Raw genomic sequence first — 23,558 nt, 5'->3', positions numbered from 1 at the left:
GGTTTACGCTGTCTGTGACAGAGCACGAATTGGTTTAAGAGCCTGTTCACCGATCTGTCGCGGACTAGAACAAGACAAGGTGAAAACAGCCAAGGAAGTGGAATTTACAAGTGGTAAATAACATTTCGAGGCTGTTATTAACGCCGTATTGCTGACGCGAAGCAGACTTTGAACAAGCTCTGACAGCGCCCTAGGGTTAGCCATGACAGGAGAATCCAACGGCCAACTGCCGGGTTTTGTTAGAATTACGTCTTTCGCAGCCGCAGTCCCCTAAGTCCAACCATGTCCCCGTTTGAATTCCGCGCCTCTGCCGGCTTGTCCGGCCTCTACGCCTTGCGCATGCTGGGTATGTTCCTGGTCTTGCCGGTCTTTGCGCTTTACGCCAGCAAGTTGCCCGGTGGTGACAACCATGCATTGGTAGGTATGGCGCTGGGTGCCTATGGCCTCACCCAGGCGATTTTGCAGTTGCCGCTGGGTATGCTGTCAGACCATATTGGCCGCAAACCGGTGATTTATGGTGGCTTGGTTTTGCTTGCCATCGGTAGCCTTGTTGCCGCTACGGCACAGGACCTGATCTGGATCACCATCGGCCGTGCACTGCAAGGCGCAGGCGCAATTTCTGCGGCGATTACCGCGCTGTTGGCCGACCTGACGCGTGAAGAAAACCGCACCAAGGCTATGGCCATGGTAGGTGGTTCGATCGGCATCACATTTGCCCTGTCGCTGGTGGCGGCTCCCGCCATTGCCGGTGCATTTGGGCTATCAGGCATCTTCCTGCTGACAGCAGGGCTGGCCATGGCCGCCATGCTGGGGGTGTGGAAAATCATTCCCGACCCATCGCAAAGCCGCTTTCACTCAGATGCTGAAGCCAACCCCAAGCGGTTGGGCGCAGTATTGCGCGACCCGCAATTGCTTCGCCTCAATTACGGTGTGTTTGCCCTGCATGCAGCACAGATGGCCTTGTTCGTCACCCTGCCGCTGGCCTTGGTGCAAAGCGCACATCTTGCCTCAAGCGAACACTGGAAAATTTATCTGCCCGTCATGGCCATTGGTTTTGCACTGATGGTGCCCGCCGTTATCGTGGCGGAGACCCGAAACAAGCTGAAGCCTGTCTTCATGCTCGCTGTTGCGTTGATGCTATTGGCCCAGCTCGGCATGACGACTGGCTTTGATACATTGACCCGTATCGTCATCTGGCTGGGGGTCTATTTCATCGCGTTTAATATCCTTGAAGCAACACAACCCAGCCTGATTTCCAAAATCGCCCCGGCCGATGCAAAAGGTACGGCGATGGGCGTCTATAACACCACCCAGTCGCTCGGCTTTTTCGTCGGTTCCGTCGTGGGAGGATGGTTGTATCACGAAGGCGGTGCCCTGCCTGTCCATATCTTTTGTGCTGTGCTGATCGGAATTTGGCTGATTATCACCATCGGGCTACGGCCCCCCATGCCGGTACGGACCTTGATGTACCATATCGACGATTCCCAGCTTGGCAACGCTACCCATTTGGCCCGCCAACTCGCCCAATTGACTGGGGTGAAAGAGGCCGTGGTGATTGCCGAGGAAGGTGTAGCCTATCTGAAGGTATTGCGCGAAGGCTGGGACGAAGCCGGCGCATTGGCGCTATTGGCAAACAAGACAACGTAGGTCGGGCTTTTCAACCCGACGCATCACTTATCGGGCTGAACACCCGGCCTACAACAGGAGAAAATCGTATGGCATCACTCAACAAAGTTCTGCTTATCGGCAACCTGGGGCGTGACCCCGAAATGCGTTACATGCCAGACGGATCGGCTATCTGTAATTTCAGCATTGCCACAACTGAAAGCTGGAAAGACAAGAACAGCGGTCAAAAGCAGGAAAAGACCGAATGGCACAACATCACCATGTACCGCCGGCTCGCAGAAATCGCCGGCCAGTACCTGAAGAAAGGCAGCTCGGTTTATATCGAGGGTCGTCTGCAAACCCGTAAGTGGCAGGACAAGAACACCGGCCAGGACCGTTACACGACTGAGATCATTGCCGATGAAATGAAGATGTTAGGGGGCCGTGCGGGTGGTGGATCAGAATACGACCAGACCCCACCAAACTACGAAGCAGCAGCCCCGGCCCCTGCACGCGCTGGCAGCAATATGGGTGGTGGCGCGGCAGTCAGCACCCCACAACGCCAAGCTGCACCCCAGAAGCCGCAGAGTTTTGACGACTTTGAAGACGATATTCCGTTCTGAGCGGTTCGATAACGCAAGCCCCAAAAGCCCTGATGAATCAGGGCTTTTTCTTTTTCCCTACGATCGATTCACCTCGCACAACGGCTCAGTAATGGCTGTACCAGTACGACCTATCCATTAGCCACCAGGAAACTGCTTCACCTACTCAACCGGCTCTCCAGCAGCGCCACGACGTCTTTTTTTTCCCAACCAAAACATTAGCACTTACTTATAGTCAAATGTCCGCCCCCCACTTCAGGGGCAGCTCGCTTGCTTTAGAGGACATAGACATGGTCAAGATCGTTGCGGGACAGGATACGGGGTTGTTTCATGGTGGCTTTGCGCCACGCATAGATCGAATTCAAGCACCGGGAATATTCGGGCAGGCTGGCGAACAGATCTTCGTCAACGTTGCCCAAGGCAATGTCATACTGCAACGGCGCGATGAGTTATTGGTAGGCCGCGGCATAGACGCTGATGTCCTACGTACCTACAACAGCCAAGCCAAGTTCACCGATGACAACAACGATGCCTGGTGGGTCAGTGGCTATCGGCAGTTGCGTAATCTCACCGGTACCGCCAACACAGCGGGCAGCACGATTGAACGCATCAGCGCCGATGGCAGTGTGCAACGCTTTACTTACCGTGATGGCCGCTATATCAGCACCGATGGTGACGGCGCACACGATACGCTCAGCCAGGATGGCGGAGCCTGGACCTGGACCGAAGGCAACAGCCGCATACAGGAACGCTACAAGCCCGATGGCAGCATCTACCGCCTTGATCAAGTCAAAGACACGACCGGCAATACGATTACCTACACCTTCAACAGTGGCCTGCTGAATAAGACCACGCTGGCCAATGGCGATTGCATCGATTATGTCTATACCGGCCACAACCTCAGCCAGGAAAAAATCACCGGTGCAGATGGCACAGCGGTCAGCCGCACGTATTACCGGTACGACAACCTTAACCGCCTTAACGAAGTAAGCATCGACCTTAGTCCAAACGACAACAGCATTGCCGATGGCAAGGTCTACTCAGTGAAATATGGCTATGACGGCACCAGTCAGCGTCTTACTTCCCTGACTCAGACCGATGGCAATGAACTGCATTTCAGCTACCAGCTCGTCGCCAACAATGATTACCGTGTTGCGAGTATTTCAGACAGTTTGGGACGTATCACCCGCTTCAGTTACGACCTTGCTCAGCGCATCACCACGGTAATCAATCCACTCGGCCAGACTACCCGCTATACCTGCGACATCCAAGGCCGCTTCACCGAAATCACCGGTCCGGTAGTAAAAGGTCGTACCCAGACATTGCGCTATCAATTCGATGCCAACGGCAACCTGAGCCAGACCACCAATGCTCATGGAGATAGAAGTGACTATACCTATGACGCCAACGGCAACCTGCTGAGCCAGCGCGACACACGTGGCAGGCGGATCGAGCACCGCTACAACAACCAAAACCAGCTGATCACCGAAACCAGCTACCCTACCACCAAGGTCGGTGCAGCCCAGGGTAGCGGCGCACAAACAACGCGCTATGTGTATGACGACAAGCAGAACCTGCGCTTTGTCCTGACCCACACAGGACAGGTTACCGAGTACCACTATGATGGATTTGGCCAACGCACCAGCCAGCTCGATTACAACCATGGCCGCTACAACGTCGGCCCTCTGGCAGTCGAAGCCTCCCCCTCGCTCACGGAACTGGAAACCTGGGCCAGAACACAAGCCAATCAGGTTAGCCGGGAAGACTATGCCTATGATGGCCGAGGTGGTTTGCAACAGGTCATCCGCTCTTGCAATACCGTCACCAGCGGCGATAACGCCAATACATGCCAGACGACACGCTATACCTACGACCTTTCAGGCAGACTGTTGACTAAAGTCGAAGTGCGCAGCGACGGCAACCGACAACAAAGTTATGGCTACGATGGACTGGGCCGGCTCTTGAGCACACTGGACAGCGCAGCACCCAATCAAGCCATCACTCACCTGTACGATGATGCCAGCAGACGCCTCACCATCAACCGGCCAAATAACCGTCACCTTATTTACAGTTACGAGGCTATCGGCGCACAGAAAAGGCCTTTGCCTTTATCGCTTAATACACTGAGTTTTGAGGATAAGCTCGCCAACTTTATCCTGGCCTCCGCCTTTTCCAATGAACACATTGAAATAAATATTGGCCGCCCCCCGAATACGCCAAATAGTAACGGCCGTACTTCACCCAAACTCATTCAGGAAAATGCCCGGATTTTTGAAGAGCGCGTTACCCAATGTGTAACGGAATTCAAGCAAAGAAAAGAACAACAATTAAGGATCAATTCCTACATTGAAGGAGGCCACACGCAACCCGAGCCGCCCAAAATGACCAAGGGCTGGAACGATGTCAGCGATATCCGGATGAGTACGGTCGCAGTTGCTGTCGTTGACGATACCTTATATATCTCGGCCAATTACAAGACGCTTGCCAGCAACATAACCAAAGACAATACCGTTAATAAACCGAATAAGAACGACGCTATCGCTTTTTCACTTCAGCAGGATAATCCCAGTAATCGCGTTGCCATACTTGATCAACTTTATAACGAACTCGCGGATGAGGCGCCATTCGACAAAGTTGTCTTTGTGGAGATGGCAAAGACACCAGCCAATTACGAAGACACCGCAGCGCCCCATGCAGAGATGCAGCTACTGTCCTATTTGAAAAGCCAGGGAAAAAACCTGGAATACGCGACTTTTGGTATATCAAAACCCGCCTGTATCCGATGCCAGGATGAGTTACGAAGCAATAACATTCTTTTCCGGGATGGCGAGGTAACGGGAGAATTCACCAACACGGCACCTGGGAACTGGCTGTCACAAGAACAAATCAGTGCACGGGGCGGCGTTGCTGCCAAATACGATGCCTTTATTACACACGGTGTGCCGATTAACGACTATCGCGCCGTGAATACCGAGCAGTGGCGCAAGCCCTCACCATCAGAGCTTAGCCGCCCGCATATCGTCGCTACCGCAGGGGACGCATCAAGTAAGGCTTCTAAACCGCATATCATCATCCAACTCGATGGTGACCCCATCAGTTTCAATACCGCACTTAGTCTTTACCGGAAATACCAAGCTGATCAGGTACGCTGGCTACAGTGGAACCCCACTGCGGGTAAAGGCAAAATAGTCGATGCCGTCTCTCTCGACAGTCTGAACCAACTCCCCTACCTCAATGCTGCCTCCCTTTGGGTGGTCGGACATACCGATAGAACAGACGAGATGGCCAGCGGCACACAACTCGCAGGTCTCAGTGCTGATCAACTTGTCACCAAGCTATTTGGTGCTGACTTAGCAGGTGCGCTGCCATCGCAGATTACCTTGTTGGGAACAGGGGCAGGGGAAATGGGTCCACGCTCATACAACCATCTCCTCGCTGAACAAATGGCAGAACGCATTGCCCGGCGAGCCCCTAGTGCAAGAGTAGCTATCCATGCGCGTGACGCTTTGACTCGCGTCAATACGATGGGGCGATACGAGACACTCCATTTCACAGAACAAGGCGATGCGAACTGGAAAGCAGGAAACAGCTCACAGAAAATCATCGTCGAGACCAATGGACGCGGCGCCATCAGCAAATCTTCAAGCCGGAACGATCTGGTCAATCCACTTGCTGATCGAACCCTGCTTTTGACTGACACCGCATTGCGACAACCTGCCCGGGCCATCCAAGCTCACTTCATCGATCAATCGCTCATACAACTAGGCCTGCAACAACAAGAGGCCGACCGGGTAGTGGAAGAGCTTAGGCGCGCGACAAATCATTTCATTACACCTGAAAAACACCCAGAGCAATGGGTACCCCTGCTGGATACAGTGAAAGAGGAACCCAATGGCCGCTACAGTATTGCTTTCAGCAACCGCCAGAATCCCGAGAACATCGAACGTTATGAAGGCAGCGACGCAGGCTTCATCAATGCAACGCGTTATCTGGCTGAGAAACGCCGATTGATACGCGAAGAAAACGATCACGAGGGCTCATCGATTGATGGAACAGGGCTTACGGCTGCAACCATCTTCCAATACCTGATCAGAAAACTGAACGAAAAAGACCGACAAGACACTACCAGCGCCGGCCCCTCGGTAGACCAGAATCTCGCCCTGGCTTTACAGATTCATGACTATGTAAACATGGTGCAACTAGGGCATGCGGCATTACAAGACCTCAATCAGCTCAGACAACTCGTCAAGAATGCGCTCAGTACTGAAGATGCGCTTCGCTCCGTACCTGGCGCCAGTAGCAAATTACTGGCGAAAGCAGGCACAGGGCTCCAATTCATAAACTGGGGGCTGGATATTTACGAGCTCAGCCAAGCCAGTAGTGAACAGCAAAAAACCATTTTTGGCACCCAGCTCGCCTTTGATTCAGCAAGTCTTGTACTGGAGGGCATAGGCTTTTTAGGGGGCGCAGAAGTTGCGGCGATAACAGGGCCAGCCGGCGTACTCCTTGCTGGACTGGGGGTGGGCATAGTAGGGCTTGCAGAGCGGTTTTCAGAAATCGCAGCGAATACAGAAGCGGTGGCCGACCATTTCGCCCAGCTAAAAAGCGCCTACGCCAGCAAAACGCCAACGGCCAGCGGTGGATACCGCTACGATGCCAGCAATCAGCTATTGGTGCCCTTCCCCCTCGCCGTGTTCCAAACATTGGACTTAAGGGAACGACAGGCTACTTTTTCATCGCCGATGCTCTATAGCTCCCGCCACGGGATTACAGGGTCAGGAAGGATTCATTACTTCTTCTGGGCAGGCGACATGCCTAAGAGTATGCCGGATAAAAGCCTAGCGCTGGATATTCTAAGCCGGCTCAATATTGCGCCACAATCCTCCCTGCCAGGCGACAGCAACTCACAGCAGCCTGACAGTGGGGCCAACTCATTGCTTCTGCCAGCCATCCCGAAGTACTACATCGACTACCGGTATAACCTGCTGCCCTTTGCAACCACGAGGCACTTATTCGCTGGTGCTGACCATGGCTTTAATGTTCTACGCAAGCTTGAGGAACAGGGGGATTTTGACTACGACTTCTACATTTTTCCCTCTGAGCAAATCATCGAGAAGATCTCTTTTGAATACGTTCCAACCGATATAAAGGTGATGCTGGACCGGTATATACGCAATTTACAGATGCCGAAATTACCCAACGAGCTGCATGGTCACCTGCACTATGTCTTGCAGGCGCAAAGTGGTGAATATCGGCTTGGCCTGGAGCCAGGCAGCCGGGTGACACTGAAGTCAGACGACCCTGCAAACACGAAATGGGTACTCGATGCACGCGCCCTTTCCAACCGCGATGTCGTTTTCGGGTCGGGTACCCTCTCAATAGGCGGTATCACTATCTCTCTTCCCGATAGTGTGCCTCCCCAAGAGATACATGTACTTAAACAAGACGACCAGATGGTGCGACTGAATCTAAGTACCCGGCAGGAGGTACCCGTACCCACTAATGTTATCGATGCAGCAACGCTGCAAACGCGCGGGGAAAGCCTGTCTTCCCACCTGCAAAGGCTCGCCAGCCACCACCAGCTAACCAGCGACTATGTCCTGATTCTCCACTATGTCCCCCCTGCACAAGGTGGGCAACCGGCTTCTCCTATCCCGCGTGCTTACTACGATGTCAAAAACGCACGCTACCTATACGCCAAAGACTATCCCAATGCCGTATTGGTGACCCAGTCCGGCAATGACGCCTATTTCTATGACCAATCCTCCCAGCCGCACCAGGTACTGCGCGTTGATGTGAATACCAAGGAAACTCGCGCCCGTTACCGTTTGCCTTCAAACTCTGGCAGCTTGAAGGTATGGCAGGAAATGGGGTCTGTCTATTTGGTGGCACACCCACCCGGGACACAAGACATTGCTATCTACCGAATCGTCGGAGACACGCTGCAGCTTGTGCGCATTCGCGCCGGCGCCACGTTTGTTGAGCAATTCAATACCACCGGACAAATACCGGACTTGGCGGCTACCTTACGCCAGTTGCTTGGCAGCGCAGAAACCATCCTCCCCAATACCCCTTCTCCACAACCAGCACAGCTACCAGCAGATGGCTATATCGCCGTCGACCAAGCTGCCCCAGCCGGAAAGCTACGGCAACGTTTCTGGCTACGCCGGCACGATGGCGCGGTAATCAAACCCGTATTGCCGCCAATAGTGCGATACAACGACTATATCGTGCCGCCGGACCTTACGCTGGCGAGTTGCAGCCGTCTTACTAACGGGAGCGAGGTGTTCTATTTCTACAGTGCCAAGGAAAAGCAGGTATTCCGGCAGGAAGGACGTAACACTGTCGCCACCCTTCTAGACCTGCCCGGTCTTACACAACTGAGCATCGTCAATGGCCAACCCTTTATCGTCACGCAAGACGGGCTGGTGCAGAAACTCAACCATCAAGGCAAGCTGAGCCCAATCGCAGTCACCGGAACCTGGCTTAAAAATCACCCCAGCTGGTGGCAAGATCTGAAAGCACTGGCAGGCACGGATACTTTGTCGGTACTGGATATCAAAGATTCAGACAACACTGCACTTGCCGTCTGGTTAAAGGAGGATACAGTCGTCATTGCCGATCCCGGGTTACCAGATACTGTTCAGTTACTGGGGCTTGATGCCGGCAGCACGCTGTACGCATGGCTTTATGACCCCAGCTCTTCAAGACTATATAAACAGTGGTTGCTCGACGATACCGACTTGTCAGAAGCCTTTGGGCAAGGGGCCAAGTTACTCACACGTATCCCCTTTCCCCGCAACATAGAAACACAAGCTGTTCCAAGCCTGTCTGTCCTGGGTAACACCCTTGCGCTGCAGACCACGACCTATGCGCCTCCCCCACAGATCAAAGGCATAGACCAACTGGTCATAACCCCTCGCGACCCGTCGACCATGACACTCGATGCCGTATTGTGGTCGCACTATCGGAACGTAGTTGTCGATCTTAGCCAGATAGCACCGGCCGATGCAGCTCGAATGCAAATCAAACTGACCCTGCCGAATCCATATGCACTGCAAGTGGAGCGGGTGGGGGATGATTGGGTGATCCTGGACCCAATTGCGGGAAAGTCCCTGGTCTTCAAGAATGCATATGCCGCACCAAGTGCGCTGAATGCCGCAGTCAGCCTGGTCTTACCCGACAGGGAACGAACAGTACGCACACTGAACCCGCTGTACGATCTGTTCAAGGAACCTGCACCACTGGCTAGTAACGCAATACCACCACGGAGCAAAGAGATAGCGCGGACTGTTTAAATCGGGTGACAGACAAACCTGCGATCCACCCTTATCGCGGGTTTGCCTGGCTGACAGCGGCTTGCAAAAGCTGCAAGTTAGAGATGGTAATCAAGCCGCCAACGTAGCCCCACCGTCTACACGCAGGTCATGCATCGTAATCTGCCGTGCCCGGTCGGACGCTAAAAAGCATACCGCTTCGGCGATGTCATCCGGGTCGGCAATACGGCCCAGTGGAATGCCCAAACGCCAAGCATCGATATCGCCATCGATCACCTTCTGCGCGCTATCCGCGCTGGTCCAGAGCTGACGCTGCATTGCGGTATGCGTCGAGCCCGGCGACACCGTATTGCAACGAACACCATGCGGGGCCAACTCCAGCGCCAGGCAACGCATGAAATGGGCAGTTGCCGCCTTGGATGCGCAATAGGCCGCCATATTCAACCTGGGCACCGCCGCCGCATTGGAACCCACGGTAACGATTGCCCCTCTGCCCCGTTGCACCATGCCTTGGGCCACTGCCCGACAAAGCTGGAAGGGGCCAGTTGTATTGACGGCAAAGGTATCGGCCCAATCGGTATCGCTCATCCCCAGGATGCTACCGGGCCGCAAGATGCCGGCGACATTGACCAGGATGTCAATCGCGCCCAACTCCAATTCGCACTGCACCACTGCGGCGTTGATGGCCGTACCATCCCGCAGGTCGGCAGCAAGGGCCAGGGCTTTATGCCCCCCGCTGCGCTGCAATTCCGTGACCTGATGCGCCAACCCCGCCGCGTCACGGTCCAGCAACGCAACCGTTGCACCACCTGCTGCCAACATGTGCGCTACTGCAGCACCTATACCCTGTGCAGCGCCACTGACCAGCGCGACCTTGCCTGCAAATTCCATGCAAAACTCCCGTTCTATAAATGGGCAAATTCAACCTCGGCCGGCGCGCGTGACCCAACCTTAGGCACGACCACCGGTGCACCATCCCCTGGGGCATGCAATACATCGGCATCGACCCCATAAAGTTGCTGGATCAGATCAGGCGTCACCACAGTACGTGGCGTACCATGGGCAATCACACGGCCATCCCGCAGCGCCAACAGGCGGTCGGCATAGCGTGCTGCCGCTGCCAGATCATGCAATACCAGCACAACACTGTGCCCCAGCATTGCCAAGCGCTTGAGCTGGCCCAGCACTTCCAATTGGTGGCCCAGGTCAAGCATCGAAGTAGGCTCGTCCAATAGCAGGATGGGGGTCTCCTGCGCCAAGGCCATCGCCAGCCAGCAACGCTGCCGTTGCCCGCCCGACAGCTCATCAAGCCGTCTTTCGGCTAGCGCGCTGACTTCGGTCGCGGCTAGCGCATGTCGGACGGCACGTTCGTCCTCGCTCGACCATTGGCTGAACAGCCCCTGGTGTGGATGACGGCCATGACGCACCAGACCGGCGACGCTGATGCCCTCCGGCGCAATCGGACTTTGTGGTAGCAAGGCCAACTGCTTGGCCACCTCACGGGCACGCAGGCGCGACATGTCCTGCCCATCAAGCAAGACTTTGCCCGCGCTGGGTTGATGCAAGCGCGCCATACAACGCAGCAGCGTCGATTTACCGCAACCATTGGGGCCGACAATCGCCAACAGCTCCCCCGGATACACCGTGACATCCACCCCATGCAGCACTTCACGCGTGCCATGCGTAGCAACCAGCTTCTCCACACTGAGATGGGGTCTCAGGACTTCCGTATTTCCCGGCATATTCATGGATGCCTCCTCTCGCGCTCGGCGAACAACAGCCATAACAAACAAGGGCCGCCAAGTAATTTACAGACAACGCCGACAGGCAGATCGGTATCAGGCAGGATGATGCGCGCCACGGTATCGGCCAGCACCACCAGGATGGCGCCCGCCAATGCGCTGCCCAGCAGGGCAAGGCGGCCGCCGCCATTCAATTTCTCCGCCAGCAAAGGCGCGGCAAGCGCGACAAACGCAATCGGGCCGCATAAGCCTATCGCCAAACCAGCCAACACCACCGCCGTGAGCAATGCCTGCCATTGGCACATTCGCAGCGATAAGCCCAGGCTAGACGCAAGATCGGGTTCGAAACGCAGCAACGCCAACCGGCGGTGACTTAACAATGTGATGGGCAGCAATACGCCCAATGCCACCGCCAATGGTATGGCTGCGGTATAACCACGGCCATTCAGGCTGCCTAGGCTCCAGCTATACAACGCACTGGCGTGCAACAGTTCCTGCCTCGACATCGCAAGCTCCAGCCCGGCACGCAGCAACGCCCCCAGAGCCAGACCAACAATCAACAGGCGCTGGCCCTGCGTGCCCATATTGCCTGCCAGCAACATCAACAGGCCTACGGCACCCAGTGCACCCAGCGGCCCCACCCACCATGGCCCGAGCATGCCAGTACTGCCGGCGAGCAAAGCCAGCAACATGGCCAAGGTCGCACCATCGGCCAGACCAAGCAGATCGGGTGTTGCCAACCGGTTGCGCGTCAGCGTCTGCAGCAAGCCACCTGCAAGCCCCAACGCAGCACCCGCAAGCAGCCCGACCAGTACACGCGGCAAGCGGAACTCGTAAACCAACAGTTGCGGTCCGGGTTCACCGTGGCCCGACAATACTGCCCACAACTCGCCAGCGCTTATCCAAGTTGAACCCGCCTGCAAGGCAATGTACATCGCGAACACCAACCCAAGGGCCAGCAAGCCATCTGCCAATAACGCCCGCCGTGCGAACAGGAAAGACAGTCGGCCCAGCCGCAGCGTTACCAAGCCGGGCTCCAGAACGGTTAACGACGTATCGCGCGCGCTCATGCTTTCACCCCGCTCGCAGTCAGGTCCCGCCGCGCAAGCCATACCAGCAGCGGCGCTCCCAGCAAGGCAGTCAGTGCACTGAGTGGCGTTTCGAAGGGTTGAGCAACCAATCTTGCGCACAGGTCCGCAACCAGCAATAGGCTGGCCCCGATACCTGCCGCCACCGGCAGCTGAAGCGCAAGTTCGCTCCCTACCCAAGCGCGGGCCAGAAACGGCGCCAACAACCCCAGGAAGGCTACCGGGCCACACAGGGCAACCGCGCTGCCAGTCAACAAGGTTACCGTCACTGCCACCGCCAAGCGTAATACAACGGGACTATGACCAAGGCTGCGTGCAAGGTCATCCCCCAGCAACAATGCCGACAAGGGGCGCGCCAGCATCAGCGCGCTGACCAAACCGAACACAATCGGTACCGCTGCCCAGCCGCACAGCGCCATCGTCGCCCCGGCCAAGGAACCAAGTTCCCAGAAACGATACTGCTCGTAAGCTGCGGGCTGGCCCAGCAATAGCGTTGCAGTCAGTCCCTGAAAGCTTGCCCCGAGTGCAACTCCGGCCAATACCAGCCTCAACGGTGCATGAACAGCAGGCCGCCAATGTGCCGCCGCCAGTACACATACATTACCAACCATCGCACCCAGACCAGCCCAGAGCAGATATGCCGGGCCGCTTTGTGCACCGGCATAGGTGATGCCCAACACGACACCCAAGGCTGCACCGGCATTGACGCCCAACAAGCCGGGCTCGGCCAATGGGTTACGGGTGACCGTCTGCAACAGGGAACCCGCCACACCCAAGGCGCTGCCTACCAGAACAGCGGCCAGCGTGCGGGGCAGGCGCAGATCAAGCAAAACCGACAATGCAGACGTGGATGCCGCATCCACTTGCCCCAGCAAAAGCTGCAGACTTTCAACCGGGCCAACAGGCCCCGCCCCGAATAGAAGCGACAAAACTGCCAACGCGGGCAGTACAAACAAAGCAAGGTAGAGCGCACTTGGCGGTCTACCCGTGAGATAAAAGTACATGTTGCTACCTACGATTTTGGTGCAACAGGCTTGGGAACCGGCGGGCTCATTACCTTCTCAACTTCAGCCAGCACAGCCTGCGCTGCCAGTGGGCCGCCCAAACTGGTCCAAAGCGAACCATCCACCGCCACCATGCGGCCATTGCGCACCGCAGCCAGCTGACGGAACGCCGGACTTTGGCGTGCTGCAGTCATCGCCTCACTGGCTTGGCCATCGGGCGCGAGTGTGCCGACAAACAGCCAGTCACCATCGATACGCTGTAGCGATTCCATGCTCAAAGGCGGCGAATGGGCAATGCCTGCCTGGTCTTGACCTGCTGGGCGCTGCAAGCCGATATCCGCCAGCACCTTGCTGGAGAACGCATCGCGCAACATATAGGCCGGGCCTTGCGGATTCCAGCGAACAACACTGACACGTGCACCAGCCGCCGCGCCCAACCGGGTACGCAATGCGCTAGCTTTTTGCTGGTAGCCCGAAAGAACGGCCTGCGCTTCCTTGGCACGGCCGGTCAGATCGGCAATACGGCGCAATGCAGTCTGCCAATCCTCACCCAATTTGTAGCTGGCTACAGTCGGCGCAACCTTACCGAGCAAGGTCAACAACTCCGGATCGGATACCCCGCCCGCCAGAATCAGGTCGGGCTTGAGCGCCAGCACCTTGTCGAGCACCGGGCTGGCAAACTGCCCAACCGGGGTAATTCCCGAAGTGGCAGTACCCAAATAACGCGGCATGGTGCCCTGCCCACGCCCCAGGGTTGAACCAACGGGTTTGATACCCAACGCAAGCGCCGCATCAAGATCAAGTTCCGACAAAACCACAACGCGTTGTGGTGTATCGGGTACTGAAACAGCCCGTCCCTGGGCGTCGTTCACCGTATGCATGCCGGCCAGGGCTGCGGCGGAGTACAGTGCCAACAACACATGGCCTAATCGATTAAGTAAGCTCATGTCGCCACCTCGTCCAACTCATCCATGATGCGATGGCGTTCAGCATGGTAGGCCTCTTCGGTATAGGTATCCTTCCAATACGGCACGGCATACAACATGGCGCGCGGCAGTTTGCGCTCATTCAACAGCAAGTCGCGAATCGCCACCACCTGCACGCTCTCGCCAGCCAAGGTCACCGATACCTTTCCCGTTGGCCAAGGCAGATTACGCACCGCATCGAGCAGCAATGTGCTGACGCCAGCCGCCCCACCATCGCGCGATAGCCATTGCAAAGTCATGCCAGCAGGGTGTGATAGCGGGATGATCTCTTCCCGGTTCGGCACTTCGATCAGCACACTGCCGCAGGCATCGGCCGGCAAAGCATTCAATACCGCAGACAACGCTGCCAGTGAGCTCGGGTCGCCCACCAGCAAGTAGAAATCGGCATCGCGCTGATGGCGGTCCGGCCCAGCGGGGCCAGCCACACCAATGGCATCGCCCGGTTGGGCATGCATTGCCCAACGCGACGCGGGACCATCATCGCCATGCATCACAAAATCCACATCCAGCTCGCCGGCTGCTGCGTCATAACGCGCCACCGTGTAAGTACGCGAAATCGGCCGCTGGTCTGCTGGCGGCCAGATCGGACCATCCGGACCCAACGTCGGCAATACCGGCTCGACTTGCCCTTCACGTGCAAGCATAAGCTTGATATGGCTGCCTTCCTCCCCTTCAGGAAAACCTTCCAGGGCCGGACCAGCCAACGTAATGCGACGCAATTGCGGTGCCAGCTGTGTAATCCGCCTTACGCTCAGTAAGCGCGGCGGGGTACGTGGTTTGCTCATCACGATTCCTATTTCTTGTATGTAATCTCTTAGAACCTGTTTACGATCTTACTGCGCAGCTATGATCAGGCCTCATGTGCTGCTCAAAATCCTCATGTACCTAAGTACACTCCGGTTTCTGCGCTGCGCTTCACCCTGCTGACAGCTGCTCGCGACAGATCGTAAACAGGTTCTTGCTGCGTCACAAAACTGCTCAGAACCTGCTGCCGGCCACTCTCATACGGGGCAAAGCAACCAGGCACTGTACAGGTTTCAACCCTGCACCACCCTCATGGCGCAAAGTTTCTCGATTCAACTGGCCTGCTGCGGCAACAACCTCTGCGCCAACACCTGGCCTATGTGTTCCAACGGCGCGGGCAATGTCATTGCCGAATGTGTGGAATCCACCTCGACACTGTCGATCACACCGCCAATCCAGGGCTTCCAATCGTCAGGCTTCTGGGATTCAGCCGGCCTTTGCTTGGCAGCAAACAGCAGCAGGTCGCCTTCAAATCGCCGGGTGCTTGCTGCTCGGAACAGCTGCATGGTGCGCAAGGTCACCGCCGTCAGATTCTTGATGCGCGATTGATCAAAACCCGCCAGCGGTCTGCCGGGTCGGCATAGTAATGCAAGGATGGCCTCAATAGAGAGTGGTTCGCCATTGTCGTCAACCGACTTGTCGCTCCCCACATCCAACAGCGCCACCAGCGCCTCGCGCTCAGTGGGTTCTGCCTTACCCTGCCAGCACTCGCTGGGATATGCATCCATCAAGGCCAACAGGCTCACCGCCTCCCCCAAGGCCTCCAATTGGGTTGCCATAGCCTGGGCAATCGCCCCACCGGCCGACCACCCCAGCAGACGATAAGGCCCCTGCGGCTGGACTGTTTGCAACAGGGCGATATAGTCGTCCACGATGGCTTCGAATGACTGCGGCAAATCGCCGCTCAGTCCTCTGGCTTGCAACCCATAGAGCGGTACGCCAGGCAGTTGTCGCGCCAAACCGAAGTAGCACCAGGACAAACCTTCGGCAGGGTGGATGCAGAACAGTGCCGGGCCGGTGCCAGACTGTATGGTCAATAAAGGCGCGAATTCATTGCCGCCATCTGGTGGCTGGTGACCAACTGCCTCGGTTGCATCGAGCATCAATGCCAACGCCGCCATCGTGGGGTGGCTGAACAGCATCGACACCGCGACTTCCCTGCGCAATACCAGCTGCAGACGGTTAGCAACCTGGATGGCCTGCAACGATTTGCCGCCCAGGCTAAAGAAGTCATCATCAGGCCGCAGACCATCAACACCCAGCACTTCACGCCATACATCGGCCACCACGGTTTCCATCGGTGTCAACGCCATCGGGGCGGCTGGGTCACGCTTTTGCGCCACACTCGCCAATGCCTTACGGTCGATCTTGCCATTGGCGTTACGCGGCAGGCGTTCGAGCAGGTTGTAGACGCCTGGTACCGCCGGGGCTGGTAAACGTTGCAAGAGCAGGCTTCGTAGATCGGCAACATCCTGCAGCTCTGCATTGGCCACCACAAAAGCGACCAGCTGCTTGATACCACCAGCCAGGGTCTGGCCCAGTACTGCGGCCTCGACTACACCAGGGCAAGCCAGCAACGCGCTTTCCACCTCGGCAGGCGAGATGCGGTAACCGCTGAGCTTGAATTCATCGTCGAGCCGGCCGAGATAGTAAATCTGCCCATCTTCAGCCAGACGAACCTGATCGCCAGTGCGGTAGGCACGCGGGTTACCTTCCAGCGCAGTCATTGGCACAAAACGCTGGGCATTTTCCGCTTCGCACTGGTAATAGCTACGCGCCAGACCACCACCCAGCAGGCACAACTCACCGCTCTCGCCCAATGGCAGCGGGCGCAATGCCTCATCTACCACGGCGATACCCACACCGGGCAATGGCCGACCGATGGGCACCGCATCGCCAATCCAAGTCAGCGCATTTGGGCCCGCCAATTCGGCAGTGGTGCAGATCACGGTTGCCTCAGTTGGGCCATACGTATTGAGCAACACCACATGGCTCGGTGCCAGGGTGCGCCAACGCGCCACCCGCTCCGCCAAGGCAGCTTCACCACCGATGATGACAAGTCGCAGGCTGTCTGGCAGCTGCTCTTCGCCATGGTCCAGGCAATGCGCCAACTCGTGCCAGAATGCTGTAGGCAGATCGAGCACCGAAATACGCTGGTGTGCGCAAACCGCCAAAAAGCGGGGCAAGGATTCCAGCATCGCTTCGGTACGCAACACCAGGGTTGCGCCATGGGTAAGCGGCAGGAAAATCTCTTCGACACTGGCGTCGAAATGGAACGGTGCAAACTGCAATACCCGGTCGTTAGCACTCATCTGGTACCGAATACTCGCGCCGGCCAGGAAATGGTCCAAGGCATTACGGCCCAGCAGCACCCCTTTGGGTCGACCGGTAGAACCGGATGTGTAAATCACATAGGCCAGTGCATCATTAGGCACTGCAGCCGCTTCAAGCAGAGGCGCAGCATGGCTTGCGCCAGCATCATCCAGGCAAAGCACCGGCGTATCACCTGCCAAAGTGGCATATTGCGTCTGGGTGATCAGCAGTACCGGCTTTGCATCAACTAACAGTTCCGCAATACGGCCCGGCGGGCTGGCCAAATCCAGCGGCAGATAACCACCACCGGCCCACAATACCGCCAGAATTGCGACGATTGTGCTTGGCTGGCGTGGCAACAGCAGGGCGACACGGGTATCCGCACCCACGCCCTGCTCCACCAGCTTGCCAGCCAGTGCTTGAACTTGGCGCAACAGCTCGCCATAACTCAGCACCTGGCCGTCTTGCTCCAAGGCAGCACGGTCTGGATGCATCGCAGCCTGACCTGCAAACGCCTGGAGCAGCGAAACGCGATGCTCGGGCAATGCTTCGCCATAAAGAATGGCGTGCGTATCGCTCGTCGCCGCAGGGAACAATATATTAGGTGAACCCGATACTTGGCTCAGGCTCTGCCCAAACAGTTCGGCCAGCGGCGTAGTAGATGCCTTCAGTACGCTATCGAGGGTATCCACCAGACTGGCATGGCAGGTTTCAAGCCATGTTGCGGAATAGGCGTCGGGATTTGCGTCGAAGTCGAGTCGCAAACCATCCGCACGCGGCGCGATGGAAATCGACAGGTCCTCGACCGGCCCTGCGGAAATTGGCAGCGTGCTCAATGCCAAACCGCCAAAATCCAACGGCCGTTCAAACGGCATGAGGTTGATCACTGTGCCGAACAGGCGTTTACTGCCACCGACACGGCCAAGGTCACGCCGCAAGTGTTCATAGCGATAGCGCTGATGTGGGCGGATCTCGCGCATGGCCTTGGCGGTTTCACGTACAAGATCGACAAAGCCGGCTTGCGGGTCGATCACAATACGCAACGGCACAATATTCATCGCCATACACGGCCGGTTCAACGTTACCGAACCCAACCGGTTCATCACTGGCAACCCCAGCGTCAAATCGTTACTGCCTGTCTGGCGGTACAGCCATGTCGCAATACCTGCGATCACCCAGGCTGCCCAGTCCACAGAAAGGCCAGCCGCTGCCTTCTGCCAAGCATCAAAAGTATCTGGCGTCAGCTGGCCCCGCAGACGGCGTACCCCACGGGTAACCGGCTTCGGCGCAGCCAGCAACGCAGGCTCAGGCGCATCGGCAAGCTTTGCCGACCAAAATGCCTGATCGCGTTGGCGGGCAGGTGATGCTTCGTACGCTGCATCTTCATTCACCACCGGCAGTAGCGACCAATCGCGTGGTGCGCTGGCCTGCCCTGCCAGCAACGAGGTGTAACGCGCAGCCGCGGCCTGCGCTAACAGCGCATAACCATACCCATCCAATGCAACATGGTGGACAGCCAGGAACCAGATGTAATGCTCAGGCCCAAGCAGCAGCAGCTTGCACTGGAAGAGTGGTCCCTCTACCAGACTGGTGGGGCAGGCAATAGCAGCCTGCATCCAGGCTTGCGCAGCATCAAGTGGTGATGACTCGATGGAAAAGTCGACGCGATCGAGCACCCAATCTTCCAACGTGGTCGGCGTCTGCCAGACCTTTTCCAGGTCGCTGCCGAAACGCATATGCAAGGTATCGCACGCTGCGAGTACCTCACGCAGCGCCTGCTCCATCACCACCTCGTCCAGCTCGCCACGCAATTCCACCCCTTCCGCAGTCCAATACGAGGGATTGGCGAGGTCGAGCTGCTGACCGAGCCAGATACCGTATTGCGCCTCGGTCAGCGGTAAAGCCAGGGCTTGTTCGGCAGCACCCATGTCAGCGTTGTCCTTGTGCGCTCAGCAATGTCCACCATTGCGTCAACGTTGGCTGCTCACCCAGCTGGGCGAAACTGATATCTGCACCGGCAGTGCGCCAACGTTCAACAAGGCTCATCAGGCGGATTGAATCGAGACCGGCATATAAGAGGTTGTCATCCGCCAGCAAGTCGGAAGCCGGCATCTGCAGCAGCTTGGCCACCTCGGCGCGCAATGCTGCCAGGCTCTCAGGCAATGAGTTGGCAGGCTTGAGGGCAGCAACGGCCTGCTGTGTGCTCACCACCATACCGCAACGTTGCGAGACGTAATCCAACGCCATGGCGTGTTGTTCTGGCGAAAAGTCAGCTACGGCATCGCCCACATAGATCGGACGAATATCACGCATAAAAGCGTCGCTCGCTGTCACCATACAGCCGATATGGGCATAGATGCCGCAGATCATCAGCTGGTCACGACCCATGGCAGCCATCCGCGATTCAAGATCGCTGAGTGCGAAGGCGCTGTAGCGCCACTTGGTCAGCACCGTGTCGTTAGCACGTGGCGCCAGGGCCTCCACCACTGGCACACGTTCAGGCTGCGCGGTAATGCCAGGACCCCACCATTCCTGCAACAAACCACGCTGCTCGGGGGATTGCTCACCCGGTTGGGCGGTATACACCACCGGAACACCCACTGCATCACACGCATCACGCAACTGCCGGATATTGGCAATCAACGTCGGGACCGGCTCTGCCTTCGAATCGTAGAAATCGAGGAAGTACTGCTGCATATCGTGTATCAGCAACACGGCACGCTTAGGCTCAGGCAACCAATTGACCCGGTTCTGGGGCATGTTGACTGGCATGGGATAGGAGGCGATCTTGGGGATGGTCATGGTGTATCGATTTGAAATAGGGGTAAATCAAAGCCTGCTGCGCGTCAGCGATACTGCGTTAAAAACTCCCTCGGAGTGCTCATTTACTATTTGTAAACTCCGCCTCCTCGGGTGTTTTCGCCTTGTCTCGCCCTAGCTCGCAAGACTTTGATCAGGCACTAAGAACCGATTCAAAGTCTGCTGCACACCCTCGCTCACAAGACTTTGATCCGGTTCTAAAGTAACTACACTGCCAACTCGGCCAGCGTGCGCGCAATGCGCTCCCGCAAGGTGCGTTTGTCCACCTTGCCTACGCCGGTCTTGGGGAACTGTTCGACAAACTCGAAACGGTCGGGAATCTTGTACTGCGCCAAGCCACGCTCACGTAAAAAGCCAGCCAGTTCAACCATACGCAGCGCCGCACCGGGCCGCGCGATAATGTAAGCGCAGCTCTTTTCACCAAGGAAGGCATCGGGCATGGCCACCAAGGCTGCGTCATGAACCTGCGGGTGAGCCAGCAGATGGTTTTCCACCTCCTCCGCTGCTACTTTCTCACCACCGCGGTTTATCTGGTCCTTGGCACGCCCTTCGACCATCAAGTGGCCACTGGGCAAGCGGCGCACCAAATCACCCGTACGGTAAAAACCGTCGGCGGTGAAAGCCCGTTCGTTGTGTTGTTCGGCACGGTAATAGCCACGAATGGTATAGGGGCCACGAGTCAGTAGATGGCCGACTTCTCCGTCTGGTAGATCACGGTCTTCATCATCCACCACACGGACTTCGTCGTCCGGTGAAATAGGGCAACCCTGTGTGGTCCAGACCAATTCGAGTGCGTCGTCTGCACGGGTGTAGTTGACAAGCCCTTCCGCCATGCCAAACACCTGTTGCAAGCGGCAACCCAGTTCCGGCTCGACACGACGCGCCGCTTCCTCACTGAGTTTCGCACCACCCACTTGAAGCCATTGGAGGCTCGCTAGCGCCGGCCGGTTCTGCTTAGCCGCATCCAGCCAAATCATCGCCAAGGGCGGCACCAGTGCAGTGTGTGTTACCCCTTCACGGGCGATCAGCGGGAAGGCGGCATCGGGGGCCGGGCTGCGGCTGAGCACTACACAACCACCGGCATAGAACACGCCGAGACTGCCGGGCGAGCTTAACGGGAAATTATGTGCAACCGGCAACGCACATAGGTAGACGCTATCTGGCGTCAGACCGCAAATATCGGCGCTGCCCCGTACACTGTAGAAGTAATCATCGTGCGTGCGGGGAATCAGTTTGGGCAAGCCGGTGCTGCCGCCTGAAAGCTGCAGGAAAGCAATGTCCGACGCACTTGGCGCAGTCACACCCTCTGTCTTGTCGAGGTCACGGTACAGGCTGTCGAATGCTACAAACCCAGCTGCATCTCCCACCACAATCAGATTGCGCAGGTTGGGTGCCGATGGCTGTACCTCACGCGCAAGTTGACGGTAGTCAAAACCGCCATCCATATCGGCGATCAGATAGGCAACCGCATCGGTATGCGCACAGAAGTGGCTGATCTCGGCACGACGGTGGGCTGGCAATGCGAAGACCGGTAATGCACCAATGCGGAATAACGCAAAGATGGCGACGAAAAATTCCGCCACATTCGGCAGCTGCACCACCACACGGTCCTGATAGCGGATGCCTAAAGCACTGAAGCCTGCAGCTAACTGGTCGACACGTTGGTCCAGCTCGGCATAAGACCAGCGTCGCTCACCACAGACCAAGGCGATACGGTCCGGCCACTGCTGAGCGCTGTCATCCAGCAGCCCCCCCAGCGTCTTACCCTGCCAATAACCGAGCGCACGATAACGTGCCGCCATCTCCTCCGGCCATGCTACACAACCCGGCAATAATGCTTGTTTCATTGTTCCTCCGACGCCAATTCCAAGCCCATTGCAAGCAGCATGGTACGCAATTTGGCGCTGGTTTCTGCGAACTCAAGTTCTGGGTCGGACCCCGCTACAATGCCGGCGCCCGCAAAAAGCGTGGCACTATCGACACCGATTTCAGCACAGCGAATGGTCACTGCCCATTCGCCGTCGCCATCTGCATCGCACCAACCGACGAGGCCGGCGAAGTAATCACGATTAAATCCTTCGACATCGGCGATGAAGTCACGCGCGGCATTGGTGGGGTGGCCACATACGGCAGGCGTCGGGTGTAAAGCCAGCGCCAACGCCAGTGAGCCATGGGTAGGGTCGATCAAATCACCACGCACCTTGGTGCCAAGGTGCCACATGGTTGGCGTGGCGTGCAACGAAGGCTCGGAGGGGACATCCAGATTACGGCAATAAGGGCGCAGCGACTCGGCTACAGCGTCGACCACCAGGGCGTGTTCATGCCTATCCTTGGCGGAATGCAGCAAGCCTTGCGCACGCTGCGCATCTTCAATCGGATTGTTCGACCGTGGGATGGAACCCGCCAGCGGTTGTGATATGACTTCCCGCCCTTGGCGCGACAACAGGAGTTCAGGGCTGGCGCCCACCAGAGTACGCTGTGGCCCCACCGGCATCGCAAAGGTATAGCCAAGCGCATTACGTGCAACGAGTCGCCGCAGCAACGAAGGTATTTCGACTTTGGCCTGCAAGGACAAAGCACGCGCCAGCACCACTTTCTCGAAGTCCTTTGCGGTAATCCGGTTCAGGGCATTGGCAACGTTTTTCTGGTAGCCACCGGACGGGGGCATCATTTGCATATCACCAACGCGTTGTGTCATCGGCGCAGCAGAGGACAGAATCGTGCCATCAACGCCTTGACCAACCAAGCAGCGCACAGGCAGGATGAGTCGGGCTGGTGCATCGGAACGGAAAGGTACAGCCCCAAGCAGTCGCGGTTCACGGACACCCTCACGACGGGCCTTGCCCAACAGGTCTGTCGCTGCATCGACCAAGCCATTTTCAGCGCAGACCGATAGCTCTGCCTGTACGCCATCGGCCAGCAACGTCTGCCACCGGGAAGCAAACAAGGCAGCACCTTGCTGGTATTGGCTTAGCAAATCATTGGCCCGCAAAGCGATGCCAAGTTCTCGAATCCTGTCGTTCATCCTGGTTTTCCTCAAGCATAGATGAGTCTCGACGCCAGAAATTTGGTGTCAAGCCTGCAATCGACCTACCGCAAACGCGACTCGGCCGCCGTGAAATCGGTCTCATGCTAAAACCAAATACGAGCCATTTGCAAATTTAAATGATATTGACTCTCATTTAAGTTTATTGGCATGATGCGGCGCAATATAGCAAATCGGGACAACCGGGCAAGCTGAAATTCAGCAAGCCGATATCGCCATTTATTCAATTGAAACAAACGCATGCTGTCATGGACGCGAGCGGCCAAGCAGT

The 23,558-nt window shown here is 56.9% G+C and carries 13 protein-coding genes; 3 read left to right on the top strand and 10 right to left on the bottom strand.

From position 1 onward, the window contains the following. Positions 1-282 precede the first annotated feature (282 nt). The 3 genes from ACUHMQ_RS05440 (at position 283) to ACUHMQ_RS05430 (ending at position 9,505) form a co-directional block, all read left to right on the top strand. The gene (locus tag ACUHMQ_RS05440; RefSeq protein WP_445294433.1) at positions 283-1,647 is read left to right on the top strand and encodes an MFS transporter; all 1,365 of its coding nucleotides are present in this window, start codon (positions 283-285) and stop codon (positions 1,645-1,647) included. Between the two features lie 68 nt (positions 1,648-1,715). Next, entirely contained in the window at positions 1,716-2,228 is a 513-nt protein-coding gene (gene ssb / locus ACUHMQ_RS05435; RefSeq protein WP_445294432.1) for a single-stranded DNA-binding protein, read from the top strand. 269 nt (positions 2,229-2,497) lie between these two features. Continuing rightward, positions 2,498-9,505 carry a TcdA/TcdB pore-forming domain-containing protein gene (locus ACUHMQ_RS05430; protein ID WP_445294431.1) on the top strand — a complete coding sequence of 2,336 codons (7,008 nt, stop codon included), beginning with the start codon at positions 2,498-2,500 and terminating at the stop codon, positions 9,503-9,505. 90 nt (positions 9,506-9,595) lie between these two features. Here the strand turns inward: ACUHMQ_RS05430 and ACUHMQ_RS05425 are convergent, their stop codons facing one another. From ACUHMQ_RS05425 to ACUHMQ_RS05380, 10 genes are all read right to left on the bottom strand, one after another. Then, complete coding sequence (locus tag ACUHMQ_RS05425) at positions 9,596-10,375, bottom strand: 2,3-dihydro-2,3-dihydroxybenzoate dehydrogenase (RefSeq protein WP_445294430.1); 780 nt, start codon at positions 10,373-10,375, stop codon at positions 9,596-9,598. Between the two features lie 14 nt (positions 10,376-10,389). Then, positions 10,390-11,232: an ABC transporter ATP-binding protein gene (locus ACUHMQ_RS05420; RefSeq protein ID WP_445294429.1), complete on the bottom strand. Its 843-nt coding sequence runs from the start codon at positions 11,230-11,232 to the stop codon at positions 10,390-10,392. After that, on the bottom strand, positions 11,229-12,296 hold the full coding sequence (locus tag ACUHMQ_RS05415; protein WP_445294428.1) for a FecCD family ABC transporter permease: 1,068 nt from the start codon (positions 12,294-12,296) through the stop codon (positions 11,229-11,231). The genes ACUHMQ_RS05420 and ACUHMQ_RS05415 overlap by 4 nt, the downstream gene beginning before the upstream one ends. Beyond that, the gene (locus tag ACUHMQ_RS05410; RefSeq protein ID WP_445294427.1) at positions 12,293-13,318 is read right to left on the bottom strand and encodes a FecCD family ABC transporter permease; all 1,026 of its coding nucleotides are present in this window, start codon (positions 13,316-13,318) and stop codon (positions 12,293-12,295) included. The genes ACUHMQ_RS05415 and ACUHMQ_RS05410 overlap by 4 nt, the downstream gene beginning before the upstream one ends. Positions 13,319-13,326: 8 nt before the next feature. After that, on the bottom strand, positions 13,327-14,265 hold the full coding sequence (locus ACUHMQ_RS05405) for an ABC transporter substrate-binding protein (protein WP_445294426.1): 939 nt from the start codon (positions 14,263-14,265) through the stop codon (positions 13,327-13,329). Further along, positions 14,262-15,089 (bottom strand): siderophore-interacting protein, encoded by an 828-nt coding sequence (locus ACUHMQ_RS05400; protein WP_445294425.1) that lies wholly within the window; start codon positions 15,087-15,089, stop codon positions 14,262-14,264. Before ACUHMQ_RS05400 ends, ACUHMQ_RS05405 begins: the two co-directional genes overlap by 4 nt. Positions 15,090-15,380: 291 nt before the next feature. Next, positions 15,381-19,349, bottom strand: a complete 3,969-nt coding sequence (locus tag ACUHMQ_RS05395; RefSeq protein ID WP_445294424.1) for a non-ribosomal peptide synthetase — start codon at positions 19,347-19,349, stop codon at positions 15,381-15,383. A gap of 1 nt (position 19,350) precedes the next feature. Beyond that, positions 19,351-20,223 (bottom strand): isochorismatase family protein, encoded by an 873-nt coding sequence (locus ACUHMQ_RS05390; protein WP_445294423.1) that lies wholly within the window; start codon positions 20,221-20,223, stop codon positions 19,351-19,353. 224 nt (positions 20,224-20,447) lie between these two features. Further along, positions 20,448-22,088 (bottom strand): (2,3-dihydroxybenzoyl)adenylate synthase, encoded by a 1,641-nt coding sequence (locus ACUHMQ_RS05385; RefSeq protein ID WP_445294422.1) that lies wholly within the window; start codon positions 22,086-22,088, stop codon positions 20,448-20,450. Further along, positions 22,085-23,266, bottom strand: coding sequence for an isochorismate synthase (locus ACUHMQ_RS05380; RefSeq protein ID WP_445294421.1), 1,182 nt, complete (start codon positions 23,264-23,266; stop codon positions 22,085-22,087). The genes ACUHMQ_RS05385 and ACUHMQ_RS05380 overlap by 4 nt, the downstream gene beginning before the upstream one ends. Between the last annotated feature and the right edge of the window lie 292 nt (positions 23,267-23,558).

Source organism: Chitinimonas violaceus (assembly GCF_052601015.1).
Note: the sequence above shows the minus strand (reverse complement) of the source record. Positions and strands in the feature narration are given on the sequence as shown.